The 15,978-nt window shown below is 42.8% G+C and carries 11 protein-coding genes and 1 pseudogene; 8 read left to right on the plus strand and 4 right to left on the minus strand.

Features of this window, described 5'->3' with window-relative positions; all coding sequences use genetic code 11:
- Window positions 1–2: 2 nt before the first annotated feature.
- Window positions 3–326: pseudogene (locus K7A41_RS23820) on the minus strand (DUF6597 domain-containing transcriptional factor); the annotation flags it as partial.
- A gap of 242 nt (window positions 327–568) precedes the next feature.
- Here K7A41_RS23820 and estT point away from each other — a divergent pair.
- Window positions 569–1,432 (plus strand): macrolide hydrolase EstT, encoded by an 864-nt coding sequence (gene estT / locus K7A41_RS21380; protein WP_265715444.1) that lies wholly within the window; start codon window positions 569–571, stop codon window positions 1,430–1,432.
- Window positions 1,433–1,606: 174 nt separating this feature from the next.
- Here estT and K7A41_RS21385 read toward each other — a convergent pair whose 3' ends face one another.
- Window positions 1,607–2,389 carry an NIPSNAP family protein gene (locus K7A41_RS21385; protein ID WP_265715446.1) on the minus strand — a complete coding sequence of 261 codons (783 nt, stop codon included), beginning with the start codon at window positions 2,387–2,389 and terminating at the stop codon, window positions 1,607–1,609.
- A 206-nt stretch (window positions 2,390–2,595) separates the two neighbouring features.
- Between K7A41_RS21385 and K7A41_RS21390 the strand changes: the two genes are divergently transcribed.
- The 3 genes from K7A41_RS21390 (at window position 2,596) to K7A41_RS21400 (ending at window position 4,658) form a co-directional block, all read left to right on the plus strand.
- A complete protein-coding gene (locus K7A41_RS21390; RefSeq protein WP_265715447.1) occupies window positions 2,596–3,075 on the plus strand; it encodes a hypothetical protein in 480 nt (159 codons plus the stop codon).
- 272 nt (window positions 3,076–3,347) lie between these two features.
- Window positions 3,348–3,815, plus strand: coding sequence for a dimethylarginine dimethylaminohydrolase family protein (locus K7A41_RS21395; protein ID WP_265715835.1), 468 nt, complete (start codon window positions 3,348–3,350; stop codon window positions 3,813–3,815).
- Window positions 3,816–4,292: 477 nt separating this feature from the next.
- Entirely contained in the window at window positions 4,293–4,658 is a 366-nt protein-coding gene (locus tag K7A41_RS21400) for a hypothetical protein (RefSeq protein WP_265715449.1), read from the plus strand.
- 189 nt (window positions 4,659–4,847) lie between these two features.
- On the opposite strand, the gene K7A41_RS21405 is transcribed toward K7A41_RS21400, so the two are convergent.
- Window positions 4,848–5,516, minus strand: a complete 669-nt coding sequence (locus K7A41_RS21405; protein WP_265715450.1) for an ATP-binding cassette domain-containing protein — start codon at window positions 5,514–5,516, stop codon at window positions 4,848–4,850.
- A gap of 560 nt (window positions 5,517–6,076) precedes the next feature.
- Between K7A41_RS21405 and K7A41_RS21410 the strand changes: the two genes are divergently transcribed.
- Window positions 6,077–8,887 (plus strand): family 78 glycoside hydrolase catalytic domain, encoded by a 2,811-nt coding sequence (locus tag K7A41_RS21410; protein WP_265715452.1) that lies wholly within the window; start codon window positions 6,077–6,079, stop codon window positions 8,885–8,887.
- Between the two features lie 85 nt (window positions 8,888–8,972).
- Here K7A41_RS21410 and K7A41_RS21415 read toward each other — a convergent pair whose 3' ends face one another.
- Window positions 8,973–9,563 carry an RNA polymerase sigma factor gene (locus K7A41_RS21415; protein WP_265715453.1) on the minus strand — a complete coding sequence of 197 codons (591 nt, stop codon included), beginning with the start codon at window positions 9,561–9,563 and terminating at the stop codon, window positions 8,973–8,975.
- Window positions 9,564–9,838: 275 nt separating this feature from the next.
- On the opposite strand from K7A41_RS21415, the gene K7A41_RS21420 reads away from it, so the two are divergent.
- Genes K7A41_RS21420 through K7A41_RS21430 form a run of 3 tightly spaced genes read left to right on the plus strand, consistent with a single transcriptional unit; the run spans window position 9,839 to window position 15,972 of the window.
- On the plus strand, window positions 9,839–10,861 hold the full coding sequence (locus K7A41_RS21420) for a FecR family protein (RefSeq protein WP_265715455.1): 1,023 nt from the start codon (window positions 9,839–9,841) through the stop codon (window positions 10,859–10,861).
- 45 nt (window positions 10,862–10,906) lie between these two features.
- Window positions 10,907–14,539 (plus strand): SusC/RagA family TonB-linked outer membrane protein, encoded by a 3,633-nt coding sequence (locus K7A41_RS21425; protein ID WP_265715456.1) that lies wholly within the window; start codon window positions 10,907–10,909, stop codon window positions 14,537–14,539.
- Window positions 14,540–14,550: 11 nt separating this feature from the next.
- Complete coding sequence (locus K7A41_RS21430; protein WP_265715457.1) at window positions 14,551–15,972, plus strand: RagB/SusD family nutrient uptake outer membrane protein; 1,422 nt, start codon at window positions 14,551–14,553, stop codon at window positions 15,970–15,972.
- Window positions 15,973–15,978 lie beyond the last annotated feature (6 nt).

A 15,978-nucleotide genomic window follows, 5' to 3' on the forward strand; every position in this document is an offset into this window, starting at 1 on the left:
TTGGTTAAGACATGTGCAGGGGTACCAAACAAAAGAGGAATGGCGAAAGGTTGGAAATATATACCAAATATCCCCACTTTGCTAGTCGCCGAAATTTGTAAGTGAACTTGTGTCTGACACTGAAACCCGCTTTTAAACAGAGGTGATCGCGTATCATTTTGCTGCGTTTGCATCATCCCGCTATACAGGAATGCGAGCTTTGGGTTGATCGAGGCCGTCAAGACATGCTCATAAGGTTCTCTCTCGGAATACAACCCTTCGAATTCCCAAAAGAAACAAACAAGGTTCTTGATATCTATAGATGGGTATATCCTTTTATAATGCATACTTAGCACAATCGATATAGGGGTATACTACTCCTGTACCGATTTTATGATTAAATATAATAAGTTAACGATTTATTTCCAATTTCTACAACCACTGCTCCAAAAACCATGCTGACAATCGAAGGTATTAAAAACGTCGAATTTGTACAATTATGTCCGCCTACATGACCGTAATTTTGGATTCTAGATAATAGGATCGGATGTGTGTCTGCATACTTGTATTTAATATTAATTCATTGATTATGAAAGATAAAATGATTATCCACGGAGAGATTGAAATCTGCACGGAAAGTTTCGGAAACCCTAAAAACCCAGTAATTCTGCTATTGGCCGGAGCGACGGTATCTATGCTGTATTGGGATGAAGACTTCTGCAGAAGATTGGCCGATAAAGGGTTTTATGTTATTCGTTACGATAATAGAGATGTAGGTACTTCGACGAACTACGAACCTGGATCAGCCCCTTATAATATCGTTGACTTCGAAGAGGACGCTATTAAGATTCTGGACGGATATAACTTCGATAATGCACACTTTGTTGGTATATCTTTAGGCGGTCTAATCGCACAAATTGCAGCGCTACGCCATCCTCACAGGGTAGAATCCCTCACATTGATAGCGACAGGGCCTTGGGGCGTTGTGGATATAGATATTCCGGAGATGGATACGCGGATATTAGATTTTCATGCAAAAGCCGCAGATGTAAACTGGAGTCAAGAAGAAAATGTCGTTCAGTACATGCTCGAGGCGGCAAAGCTGATGTCCGGTAGGAAACCCTTCGACAAGACCAGGGCAGAAAACCTGATCCGATCAGAATATGCACGTGCGAAAAACTACATCAGTATGTTTAATCATGCAACTTTAGGCGGCGGAGAAGATTATTACAACAGATTAGATGAAATACAACAGCCGACTTTAGTCATTCACGGTACAGACGATCTAGTCTGGCATTTTAACAGCACGAGGATACTACTGGATAAAATTAGCAATTCGACGCTTATCCCACTCGAAGGTACTGGGCATGAGTTGCATACCCAAGATTGGGATACCATTATTGATGGAATCTCCAAACACATCGGACATGCGATTAAAGTAAGCAATCAGTAAATGAATATCTAAGTCACATCTTGTGACTGACTTGAGCTTCCCCATTACTATCGTGCAAAGTGCATACTTGCGCATATGAGGGCCAATTATGTCCGCAATAACTGGGCAAAATGTGGTCAAACATACGAATATTGCCGGGCTGCCCAATTTTTCGAGGGCAGCCTCTTGTTTAACTTATATATCCGAATAAGCTGTTGGTCTACAAAGAATTGTCACGTTTTTAGAAACATTGTTTTGGTACTGTGGCATATCTGCCATAGGTTTATATAACGGTCCAAAAGCTTTCCAGTGTGCATCGCGTGCTGTCATGTTTTCGAAAGTCGTCAGATAAATTAAATTAGGCATCGTGCTTCCAGCAATGACCTGACCATAAAACACAGCATTAAAATCTAGTTTGTTGAAGATATCAATCTCACCATTATTAAACATGGAAATTTTATTTGCCGATAACTTTTCCGTTGGAGCCTCGTAGCTTCTCAATTCGTAAACACGTTCGCTTTTAACCGCGCTTAGTTTTGGAAGAGCGAGAAATGGCATCCCCTCAAAAGCTTTCATTAAGATCGTTTCAATTCTTGAATAAGGTGGCTGGTTATGTGCAGCATCTAAGTATTCCTTTCCCGACTCCAAATACTGTTTGTCTTTTAAGATATCGACATCTAAGCTTGCATATTTTTCAAGAGTAGCTGATGCACTCAATACATAAACCAACTTATCTGCTTTGTCGTTATTATCAATCGGTTTGAAAACAGCAATCTCTTTAAATCCCAATTTGTGCATCGCCGGCAGGTAGGCTTTTTGCAGAAAACGGTCGATCACCTGTTCCTGTTCTATGGTCTGGAAGTGATAAACTTTCAATTGGAAATAAGTGGTTGCTGCGCGGGCAAAACAGCTGGATTGAATACTGATAAAGATCAATAAAATCAACATCCAATTTCTCTGATTCTTAGGCCTGATCATGTTTAACATTTAGTTTTATAGATTTAGATTATTATTGTTTGTCTTCTTGTCATCTAGAAAATACAGATTAAAAATAGGATTTTTTCGGACAATATAACGGTTCGAATCTCAACTATTCAATTTTAGGTATGTATTTTGATATCTACGGTTCTATACCAAAATGATTTGTTATGCAAAAAGTAATGAAAGGCTTTATAATAACGCTAATGGCTACAGTCCTATATTCTTGCAGTAAGGATAACGATGATACTAGCCCTACCGGTGAAAACTATGTTCAGGCGAAAATTGACGGTAAGTTAGTGCAGTTTAAATTGAACAGCAGTCATCAGAACAATGCGAATTCCATTAGCGTTGTCGGTAATACAGCAGATATCAACGAGAGCAATGAAAATACGCATATTCAATTGGCTATCATTAGTGAGAAGGCGATCGAACCGATGACTTATGAGCTGGAGAAAACCCCGACCATGGTTGTCACCTATGGAGTCATCAAGAAAAAGGCGGACGGAACAATGGATCAGGACAATTACGTTGCTTCCACGGGTTCTGCCAGCCTTGGTGATCACTTTACGGTTAAGATCGATAAATTTGCGGCGGGTCACGTGAGCGGCACATTTTCCGGTACCGTAGTAGGAAGTTCGGTAGTCACTATTTCTGAAGGGAAGTTTTCCGTTCCGGTTGATTAGATTGAAGCGTTTACTTTTTGAAATTCTCAGTATTTCAAACAGATAATCGTTGATGGGAAAAATCGAATGATGATGACAAAAAATAGAATTTTCGTTGAGAATGAGTTTGGGCCATTAAAAAGAGTTGTTTTAGCAGCATCCGAATATGGTTATCCAATGGCGGTGAGACCAGAATACGTCCGTTTTTTAAATGAATCGGCGACCGAGGATGCAAAGCCCCTTTTTCACAGCTTTGTGCTCCTGATGATCCAACCCTTGGCAAAGGTCCGTTTATTGAAGGCGGAGATGTGCTTGTGCTCGACAAACACGTTTTGGTAGGTAGTTCAGGTTTAGCTTCCAATGACCGTGGATTTCAATGGTTGGCTAAACTGCTCGCTCCTTTGGGATATACCGTTCAGCGCGTCCGTTTGCACCCTGACATTCTTCATTTGGATTGTGCGCTAAGTTTGGTGAGACCGAATCTAATGGTGATATGCGATGAGCCTTTCATGGATGGAATACCTGAAATATTAAGAAACTGGGATGCCATTCACGTCACCTTAAAAGAAGCGAGTCGCCTGGCCACAAACGGATTGCCGATTTCAACAGAAGTATATATTACAGATCCTGCTTTTAAACATATTGGCGCTCAAATTGAAAAACATGGGATAAAGGTTGAATATATTGATTTTAGCATTAGCCGTAGTTTTGGCGGTTCATTCCGTTGCAGTACGCAACCGCTGTTGCGTGTAGCCAAATAAACAATGCTCAATTTTGCGTACCAACACATCCCTAGCCGTAGCTTTGAATCAAGGCGGATATAAACTTCCATCCCAATAAGAGAGCATGAGGTTAGCCAGTTTCAAAGCGATATAGTCAACCTCCAAAACTATATTTGTATGCTCATCAGCAAGGTGTTCATCTTTCAGAATCAGCAACGGTGACAGTTAACCTTGAAGGTCTCATCCGCTGTCGAAATAATCGAAGTAAAAAAGTTCTGTGTGATGGCGACGGACCTTTATTTTGTTGCTTTAGCTGAAAGCGATACGTGTCTTTGGTCTTTGTTTGAATTTTGTTTAACCAGTTAATGTCAGATATTTTCTTAAATCGAACGGATCTTGAATCTCTGGTAGCGGATATCTACTTACAAAAAATTAATCGAATCTAATGTTCACTTTTATGGGACAAACAAAGATTGTTAATTATTTACATTAAAATTTTAAACCATGAAACAGAACATGAAAAGGTTATTTGTTGCAGCTTTATGCTTTGGATTAGGCACCATAGCGCTTTCCTCAAATGGACAGATGAAAAATAATTCTCAGGAATATGAAAAAAGCTGGGATGGAGGGCTTGTTACCGTTACCGGAGTTCAAGTGGTTAAGCAGTCCGTAGCTTCCTTAACAAACCGATCAGGTGGTGAAACTGTGAGAATCCAGGAAATTCCGGTCCCTTCCAGCTTTGGTAGCTCAGAGACAAGCCGGCAGCGATGTTTCCAAATTTATGGTGCATGTGGTACTTGGAATATTTGGGTTTCGGGCGGCTCTTACCAAGCAGCATACGAACATGCACAATTGTATTACAACATTGTACTTTGCTATTAAAGACATTTTTTCAAAAACACTGAAAAGAGGTTGTCCAATAGGACCAGCCTCTTTTTTCTTGATCTTTAAAGCTGCTCTAACCATTTTCGTCTATTGCTCATTTAGCTTCACCATCATAGTCGAGCTCAATCATCATTTTAACCATTAGCAATTGCGTATCCTAAGGAATATGATTCCCCGATTTTAGCATCATTCATCAAAAGTTCCATCTAAAAATTCTAGATCCCTTTTGTTTTCGATCCGCTGGCAGCTTCCATTCTGTAGTAACACGACCTGCGAAGCAATGTGTAAAAGATCATGGTAATTATGATCAGTGATGATGAATCCCTTTTTATCGCTGAAGCGTCGTATGAGATCTATGATCATCGTGATATAAATAGGCTCAATCCCGGTAAAAGGTTCGTCCAACAAGACAAAATCCGTAGGTTGGCACATTAATAGCCAAATTTCAAGGTAGCGGCGTTCTCCCCCAGATAATTGATGTACTTTTTTATCTTGTAGCGCCTTAATCCGCGCGTCGTTCCAGAGCAGACTTTTATGGTGAGTGTCCCCGATTAAAAGGTCAACTAGTTTCGACACCCTTTCCTGAGTGGGTAGGAATGAATCCTGTGGTAAGTAACCGACCTTCTTGGTCAGATACGTTTTCCCAACTTTTTTCCCATTCAGGAGGATATAACTGTTTTTAGCTTTCAAAGAGCCAAATATTATTTTCAAAAGTGTCGATTTACCACTTCCATTTCGCCCAAATAAGGCAACAATATCACCCGTGAAACATTTTAGGTAAGCGCCGGTAATATGCTGTCTACTATTATCATAACTGAACTGAACGGAATCTACATATAGTTCTTTGTTATTCATACAATATGGGCGGCCAGGTTGAGAGCAAAAATTATTAACAGATTAAAAATGAACCCGAATAGATATAATCGAAGTAAGGATACTCCCAGATTAAAATATAAGTACCTTGTTCGTTTCGAAAAAAAATGAAATATCATTATTGTCAACGCATAACCACATGTGGTAAAGCAAAAGGAGAATGCAGTCAGGAGAGGATGCCTCGAATCGGATACAAGATCTGTGGCCAGTAAAGCAAAAAAGCAGGATAACCCAAAGTTGATCCAGATCACATTTTTGATAAAATACAGATAAGGTTTGGCGCTCATTCTGGCAGCATAAAATTATTGGGCAGTTCAACTGAATCGAAGGGCTCATCGTCGAACCATTTTTATATTCAAGACCGTTTTGATATCATCCGGCAAGAATAAATATACAACATTTTAAGTGTAAATGGATGACAGCTTCTCATTTACAAGAGGCGATTCTTGGGGTGGATGGGATTATTGAGCTGTTTGACCAATTGCAAAGTTGACTCTATTACTTTACATTTACAAGTAGTATAAACCTCGATACAGAAGAATATGAAGAGAATACCCAGGCACATCTTTATGATATCACTGCTGCTGGCATTGGTAATTACGTCTTTTGGACAGACAAAAATGAGTTCTGTTATACCCACTCGGTTACGGTGCGAATATCTGGAAAACCCACAGGGCATAGACGTTTTGCAACCCCGTCTAAGCTGGATATTGCGGCCCGTGGACAGCGTTGCTTTTGGACAGATGCAGACGGCATACCATATCATCGTAGCTTCGGATAAGGATTTGATCGGTAAGAATATTGGGGATGTGTGGGACAGCAAGTGGGTCAATTCGGATCAAATGCAATTGATAGATTATAAAGGCAGAGCACTGGTGTCAGATCGTACTTATTATTGGAAAGTACAGGTCAAAGATGAAAGAGGAAATGAATCAAGCTGGAGCCCTGCAAAATCATGGAGTACTGGGTTATTTACGCAAGAAGAATGGTCTGCAAAGTGGATTGGTGGAGAGGAACTTTATGACCGGCATGCTGTGACAAACAATATCGCTGATCCGTGGTTCCGTAAATCATTTGAATTAGATTGCAAGCCGGGAAAGGCATCGCTGATGGTCGCTTCGGTCGGCTATCACGAGATTTATGTAAATGGTGAGCGTATCGGCGATCATGTGTTGGCCCCAGCAGTATCCGATCATACTAAACGGGCGCGGTATATCATGTATGATATTGCTCCCAAACTAGTAAAAGGGAAGAATGTGATTGCAATCTGGCTAGGAACCTCTTGGTCCATCTTTCCCGGTTATATTTTGCATGATGACCGGCCACTTACGCCGATCGTAAAAGCGCAGGTCTCCATCTATGATGAAAGCAACCCTACGCCAAATAGTCAGCCGGTCGCAAAGATCTATACAGATGAAACCTGGAGGACGAAATCAAGCCCCAATAAATTGTTGGGCAAATGGGACTTTAGGCGTATGGGAGGGGAACTCTGGGATGCCAGATTAGAAGATGCAACATGGAACAAAGCAGACTGTGATGAACGCCAGTGGAAGGCCGTAGTCGTCTATCCGACAAAGCTCATTCTTTCTGCCCAGATGGTAGAGCCTAACCGGATTTTTGATGAAATTCGTCCTGTTTATATTGAAAAACGGAATGATAGCACGTACCGTGTGGACATGGGCGTGAATTTTGCTGGCTGGACCCGTATACGTGTAAATGGAACACCGGGAGATACAATTACGTTCCAGTTTTCAGAAAGAAAACAGGATGAGATGACTTTTGGGATCCACAGTGCCTACATACCCAACCATACCGGAAAAGGCATATTCGTCAATCGGTTCAATTATAGCTCTGGTCGATGGATTACCATTCGCGGATTGAAAAAAGCGTTGACAATGGATGACGTGCGCGGATGGATGCTGCGAACTGATATTAAAGACGCTTCAAGCTTTCAGAGTTCGGATACCTTGCAGAACTGGATGTACGACCGTATCAAGTGGACATTTGAAAACCTCTCATTGGGCGGATTTATTGTCGATTGCCCACAGCGGGAGCGCATGGGGTATGGTGGAGACGCGCTCGCTACGAGTGAAACAGGGATGTTCAATTATCATATGGGCGCATTTTATACCAAATGGATGGAAGATTGGCGCGATGTACAGGGCACCGAACCCATGGTGGGTGATATGTTGGATACCAATTATGCTAGAAAACAGATGACGAGCGGTAGGATCTTAAATAATGGCGTGATCCCGCATACCGCACCAACTGTATGGGGCGGAGGAGGACCAGCCTGGGGAGGTATCGTGATTACATTACCTTGGTTTATGTATCAGCATTATGGCGATAGGCAGGTGCTGGAAAAGAATTTTGAGCTCATGAGGGGATGGCTATCATTTTTAGATACCCATGTGGAGGATAATCTGCTGCGTCGATTTGGCGGACAATGGGACTTTCTTGGAGATTGGCTATGGCCCAACGCTACAGCAGAAGGGATGAACAACGATTCTCCCGAAACCTTATGCCTGAATAATGCATATTACATTTTTAATCTGCGAACGGCTGCGAAGATTGCACAGCTTATCGGCCGTCAGGAAGAGGCCGCATTTTGGGAGCAGAAAGCTGGGGTGGCAGCGAAGGCGGTCCATAAAATGTTTTATAACGAGACGGATCATAGTTACGTGAATGGCTCCATGGCCTATCTTGCCGCAGCATTATTGGCCGACGTGCCGCCTGCCGAATTGCGAAAAAAAGTCTTTCAACGTCTGGAAAAAGAGATTATGGAAGTCCGGAAAGGCCATATTCATGCCGGCATTACCGGAGGTGCGCTGTTATTTAAGTTATTGCGGGACGAGGGTAGAGATGATCTCATTTATGCGATGACCTCAAAGAGAACTTATCCAAGCTGGGGATATATGAAAGACAATGGTGCGACTACGATATGGGAGATGTGGGAGAAAGACCTGCCGGGGCATTCACTGTTGCATAGTTCTTATTTGTTTCCCGGAGCCTGGTTTATAGATGGTCTGGGCGGGATTAAAAGACATCCGAATGAAGTCGGATATAAGCGTTTTATTATCCGGCCACCATTTCGGGGAGCGACGGATATCCAGTATGCGAAAACAACCTATGACTCTCCTGTAGGAAGGATAGCCGTGAATTGGAAAAGAGTCGGTAAACAAATGACCTTGGAAGTGATCGTACCTCCTAATAGTACCGCAGTATTACAGCTTCGTCCAGAAGAACGGATTGACGCGGGTAAATATAAAACCGTTAGTAGACTCGCCAATATGTGCGGTCTTCTGCAATACCAGCTTTTACCCGGGAGGTATAGCTTTCAGACGTTGAACTAATGTTGGACCTGGCAGCGCTGCTAGAGAATAGGGGCCTAGGTTACAGCTGGCACGCAGTTGCCTAAGCTGTGTGCTGCCCTTTCCTTTAGAAATATAGAAACCGGATCATATAAAGTAGTACCAGAAGTGGTTTCTTCGGAATACCCATAATTTCCTTCAGCGCTTCCATGGCTCGATTGTTTAACTTGTATAAGCTTTTAACAGAAATATTGGTCAGCACACTAATCTCCTCATAGCTCAATTCTTCGAAATACCGAAGAAAAATAACTTCTTTTTGTTTGCCTGTTAACTGTTCCAGGGCCTGAATTAGCTTCAGCGCATTGGCACGCTGTTCTTCAGCAAGGATATAATTGGATTCAATATCGTACGATAGCAGAAAATCGTCGTTTTCCCCGAAAGACGATAACCTGCCATCCCGCAATTGGGCGTTCAATAAGCTGTTTTTTAAAGCGACCAGTAAATAGTGCTTTGGATTGGAAATGGTTTTTAGTTTGCCCCGGCTTTCCCAAAACTTGACAAATATATCTTGAATTGAATCTCTGACGTAGTCTTCATCTTTGACCCGTCGCATACCATATTCGTATAAGCTGGGTAACAGTACACGATAGATCTGCTCAAAGGCCTCTCTGTCGCCTTCAATAAAATCATTCCAATACAGATCGATACTGTTGTTCATGTAGAATGTACGCCACTAAGTGGATAAATTACTTGCTTTTCCAAAAATAGTAAAGATTTAATAACAATAAGCCAACCCTCATTTTAAAATTCAAGTTTAGGTGCAGGGAAGTAGTTATTCAGTCCAAAAACTAATAAGGTGATCATTTTTTCTGAGGATTAATTGTGAAATTGACAATCTTTAGAAGTAGTTTTTAGATTTTAAAAAAAAAAAGATGAAAATCCATGGGATAAAATTCAATCCCTGTTTGTCATGTAATTAACAAAGGCTTAATAATGGAGAAATATAATACATATAGCACACAGGATTTTTTGGATGATCTGGATTTTGTCCGTTTTGTCAAAAAACCAAATCAGGAAGAGTTCAGCTATTGGCGCCATTGGCGTGCTGCCAATCCAGATAACCTGCAGGCGTACGACGAAGCATTCGCTTATCTCCACACCTTGCTCGGGATCGAACGTCTGTCACCCGATCCGATGTTTGTGGATAGCCTTTTTCAGGATATCGAGTCAGGGATTGCTGGAAATCGAAAGAAACGGAGGCATCGTATAATTCGTATATGGACAGCGATGGCCGGCGCGGCAGCCGTAACTGTTTTTGTGGTGGCAGCTTGGTATTACCAGTCCATGATAGTGATACGTACCGGAAGTGGTATGTTGGAGACCGTTGTTTTGCCCGATAGCAGTACCGTGCAGCTAAATGCAAACTCTTCTGTGGCTTACCGGCGTGCCTGGAAATGGTTGTCGAAACGAGAAGTATATACCACCGGCGAAGCCCTTTTGGAAATTAAACATCTGAACAGAGATCTGGCAAACATACGTGATGAGGAAAGGTTTACAGCCTACACTGGCGATATCGCTGTTGAGGTGTTAGGAACGAAATTTAATCTCCGCAATCGGGACAATAAGATCACGGTTTCCCTATTGGAAGGGCGAATTTCACTGCGCAACCTGAAGCATGGGGGCACAGCAAAGGTGCTCCAGCCGGGAGATATCGTTACTGAAGGAGCCGAAGGCTTTCAAAACTTGAGCAGCGATAAAAAAGTGGTGCAGCAAACGGTAGCCTGGACTCAGAAAACCTTGACAGGAGAGAACCTATCGGTCGCTGACCTCATCAATGAATTTCGTTATGTGTACGGAAAAGAAATTATCATAAGCGATACTGCGCTTTTAAGCCGAAAAATTGACGGGCGGATATCATTAAAGTCTCCTGAAAGTATTATTTATTCCATTGCCAATATTTTACAAGCCAATATCCGAATGGAAAAAGATACCATCTACCTCGATCCTAAGCAATAAAAACAATATTAATCTAATACAATAGTAACATCTAACCTAACAAAAATGAAAATCACAGAAGACAGGTGGCAGCCGTTACGCGCCTTGTTGGCCGTTCCCGTCACGACGCTGCTATTTACCGTTGGGCAACAGGCCTACGGGCAGCAAAAGTTGCCCCTTGCCCAAGCGATCAGACAGATCGAACAGCGCTTCAATGCGAATTTGAGCTATGAGCATAATCTGCTGAACGGAAAATTCGTCAGCTCCGAATCTCTTAAAGGAAATCGTCTCGAAGAGGTGCTCAAAAAAGTCCTTTATCCCAATCAGTTGGTCTTCCTCTATGTGGACGATCGATCGTATTCAATTGTCCCTCGTCAGGAAACCGATGACCGACCACAGCAAGGAGCTTTTGAAAGAAGTATGGATGCTAAATCCGGATTTGAACGTATTTCCGGTACGGTACGGTCTGCTAGCGGAAAACCTATTCCGTTTGCCAGCATCTGGATAAAAGATACGCGCAAAGGCGGAAAGGCGGATGAAGATGGTCGGTTTATGATGTATGATCTCAAGCCGACAGACGAACTGGTATTTACCGCGGTAGGTTATAAAACCACGACCGTACTTGCCGGCAATCGGGACGCCATGGCTGTGATCATGGAGGCCGACGAAAATATGCTCGAAGAGGTTCTTATTTCTACAGGTTACCAAAAAATTTCAAAAGAACGCGCAACAGGATCGGCTACAGTGATTACATCCAAGGAATTGGAAAAAAGTGCATCGCCCAATCTTATTCAGCGAATGGATGGTCTGGCTCCGGGGCTTCAGGTGTGGGTTGGGTCAGGTGACCGTACATTTACTTACAACAACAACCAAATGGGGATCTACTCCAGCACACGTACGATCGGACAAAACGATTACAGTCTGACTGTCCGAGGAGTGGGATCTATCGATACGGATACAGAAAAATCTCCATTAGTTGTCATTGACGGCGCTATTTCAAATATTGATCTGAACATGCTCAATCCGAATGATGTCGATAATATTACCATTCTGAAAGATGCTGCTGCGGCCTCCATCTACGGTGTCAGAGCAGCCAATGGCGTTATTGTGGTCACCACAAAGAAAGGTTCAAAAACCGGTGTTCCGCGGATCAACTTTTCCTTCAATACGGCGTTTTCTGGTAAACCTGACCTGAACTATCTGCGTACGATGAACAGTGAGCAGATGATCGAATATCAGGAAGAACTCGTTGCCAAAAATATTCTTAACTCCAATAATATAGCCTCCAATCTGTATATGTATGCTTCGAGCTATTATCCCGGTGAAGTAGCAACGGCGGCTATACGCTTAAAAATGGGACAAATAACGCAGGCAGACTATGAAGCAATTGTGAATCCCTTAAAGCATATCGACAACAGATCACAGATTCAGCAGTATCTCCTGCGTCCGATGAATAATCAGCAATATAACCTTTCGATCAGCAACGGTACTGAAAATAACAACTATTTCTATTCAGCCTCCTATGCTAATGAGAATCCATTTACGAAAGGGGAAAATGGAAAACGTTTTACGTTTAACCTCAATAATAATTGGAAAATATTCAAGATCGCAACGCTTTCAACAAGTGTTCGCGGAACTTTTTTCAGAAATAGCAAGAATGGTATCGATCTTGGTCAGCTTTATGATGCCAATAGTTCCACATTGTTGCCTTATCAGCTGTTGGCGGATCAGCAGGGAAATGGAATTTACTACGATCGGGTAAATCCAGGATTTACCCAGACCCTGGGGCCAGCGTATAAAGACTGGCGCTATAACTACCTGCAGGAGCTGCAGCTGCTGGATAATGTCCAAAAAGACAATAATTATTCCGCTGTCATCAACCTGGAGGTCCCCATATACAAAGGATTGAAGGGCTCGGTAAGTTACGCCAACGAGCGTTCTTTTGGTGAAACTAGAAGTTATGACGATGAGAATTCCTACAAGAATCGACTGCTATTAAACCAGTTCACGCCTATTGGAGAATCCAGCAATACCATTGGTATTAATAAGGGTGGGATCTACAATATCATCAACAGCAGTATGAACAATTACACGGTGCGTGGTCAGCTGAATTATGATGCGACTTTCGCGCAGAAGCATGAGATTACAGCCATCGCCGGTTCGGAAATCAGACAAACACAGGCTGGGCAAGGGATGAAAACGATGTACGGTTACAACCCACAGACGGGATTTAATACCAGCGTCAGCTATATGCAAAATAGCTATAACACACTGATGGGCTATCTGTCCGGTTTAAGTGGCAGTCCTACTCAGGCTGACCGAACAAGACGTTTCTTATCCTATTTTTCGAATGCTGCATATACTTTAAATGGAAAGTATACCCTCTCGGGTAGTGTACGTTATGACGATTACAACAACTTTGGTCTAGATCGCAGTTTCCGCGCAACACCTTTATGGTCTTCGGGATTGAAATGGAATATGGCTAAGGAACGCTTTATGCAGCATTTTACCTGGCTTAACCGGCTTGGACTACGGGCCACTTATGGCGTCAATGGTAATATCACACAGGACGTCAGACCCTTTACCTATATTTCTTTGGACAATGCCAGTCTTAATCCGACAAATCAACCGTCGGCAAGTATCATCGCCATTGCCAACCCACAATTGCGCTGGGAAAAAACCTATGTCACCAATTTTGGCCTTGACTTCGGTTTGTTGGACAATCGTTTGACAGGTAGTTTGGATTATTACCGAAAAAATGGTAAAGATCTGTTATATGGTTTCCCAATTGCTGCTCCTTATGTAGGTACGATTGGGGCTGGTTCATTAAAAAGGAATACGGCATCTATGTCCGGGCATGGAATTGATTTGGGGCTTACAGGAACATTCATCCGCACTGTCGACTGGAATTTGGATGCCACCCTAAACTTTTCATATAATACAAATAAAATCACAGATAATAGATTTGACCCCAAAGATATTTCGACATTTACTTATTCCTATACTCCGATCGGTATCGGCTATTTAGAAGGTTATTCGAGCGACAAAATCTTTGTCTTTCGCCATGCAGGGCTGGATGAGAAAGGGTTGACTCAGATTTATAACAAAAACAACGAGATCATACCCGTTACTAAAACCTTGAGCGGGGTTGATGACCTGAAATATGCTGGCCGTAGGGTTGCCCCTTATTTCGGATCGTTACGGACCAATTTACGCTATAGACAATGGTCGGTTTATGCATTGATCTCGTATCAGTTTGGAAATATTTTCATGAAACCTAGCATTGAGTCTTACATGGCGCCAAGCAGGGGGCTCACAATACCTAAGTTCGATCTGAGTGCGGATATCGCCAATAGATGGCGACAGCCAGGCGACGAGGCCTTTACAAATGTACCGGGATTGACTGCGGATATCTACAGTTCCTATAGTTTGCAGCGCTATCAGTATTCGGATATTAACGTCTTAAAAGGAGACTATATCCGCCTGCGGGAAATTTCGCTGAGTTATGGACTGCCGAAAAGCATCTTAAACAGGTTGCGAGTAGAAAATGTGCAGCTGGCAGGTTCCGTGCGCAATTTGGGCTTGATCTGGACAGCGAACAAAGAAGGCTATGATCCGGATTATGTTAATCTCGTCGGAAATACGACCAATCTGCGTCCAGTACCTTCGTATAATTTTTCTATTAATGTAAGCTTTTAAAACCGATTGACATGAAAAATCGAATTACCCTTTCTTGCACCGCAGCTTTGGCAGTTCTCTGTGTGGCCATGTTTGCAAGTTGTGAAAAATATGTGGATATCAAGACCCAGGGTCAGCTCACTCCGGGGACCATTGAAAATTATCGTTATCTGCTCAACAATACCAATGCATTTGAAGCAGCACCGGCAATTTCAGATATGGCCTCCGATGATCTGGAGATTATAGACGGTACTGCACAGCAGACCGGATTGACCAGCAGCGATTATTATGGCTATTATAAACGTGCTTATCAATGGGCGGACATTATCTATCCTATCGAAAATTTGTATCACAAGGATGATGCATGGGGCGCATTATACAATACCGTTGCCTACGCCAATACAGTCATCCATGAGGTACCGGCAGTGACGGACGGCACGGATCAGCAAAAGGCAGCGCTGATAGCCGAAGCGAAAGTTCACCGCGCATCAGCGTATCTGATGTTGGTTAATACCTACGCTAAGCCTTACGAGGCGGCCACGGCAGGCAACGACCTTGGAGTGCCACTCGTCCTGGCGCCTACGACAGAGCAGCCGCTGGTCAGGGTGCCAGTGCAGACTGTTTACGATGCCATCTTAAAAGATATTCAAGAAGCCATTCCATCATTACCAAATAGCCAGCAATATATGACACTGCCTTCAAAAGCCTCTGCTTATGGTCTGCTCGCGCGTACCTATCTCTATATGAATAGGTATACTGAAGCCGCTACCGCTGCAGATCAAGCCTTGGCGATCAGCAATAAGTTAATTGACCTGACTACGCTTAATCAGCCGATAGCCTCCAGTTATCCAAAGAGAGTGTTCAATACCGAAATTCTACTGTCAAAAGTACCTGTAAATGGAATTTCGGCTTACACGCCGACGGCCTTCCGCATGAGCAGCGACCTCATTGGACTGTTTGACGAAAATGATCAACGGTATAATTTGTTCACTGTCAACGGTGATATCATCTCTACGTGGGAAGTGTACGAGGGACGCTATTATTACCTGGACTATGTGATGAACGAAGGCCGGAATGTGGGGCCCAGCGTTCCGGAGATGTTATTGATCAAGGCAGAGGCGGAGGCGCGCAACAATAAGCCTGCTACAGCTATGGCTTTGGTTAATCAACTTCGCGCCAAAAGGGTACTTGCCAAAGGAAATGTCGTCTTGACAGCGACAGATGCAAATGATGCATTGGTTAAAGTTGTGCAGGAACGCCGGCGTGAGTTTATGTTCCGTATGCTGCGATGGTGGGATATGCGCCGTCTGAAAGACGAGCCTTTATTTCAAAAAACATATACTCGGACATTTGCTGGTAAGACGATTACATTAGCGCCAAATAGCAATCGCTATGTCTTTCCGATTGCCCAATATGAGATTAATCTGAGTCCGGAAATAGTCCAAAATCCATAAAAAAAT

It is taken from the genome of Sphingobacterium sp. InxBP1 (assembly GCF_026191775.1).
Taxonomy (GTDB): Bacteria; Bacteroidota; Bacteroidia; order Sphingobacteriales; family Sphingobacteriaceae; genus Sphingobacterium; species Sphingobacterium thalpophilum.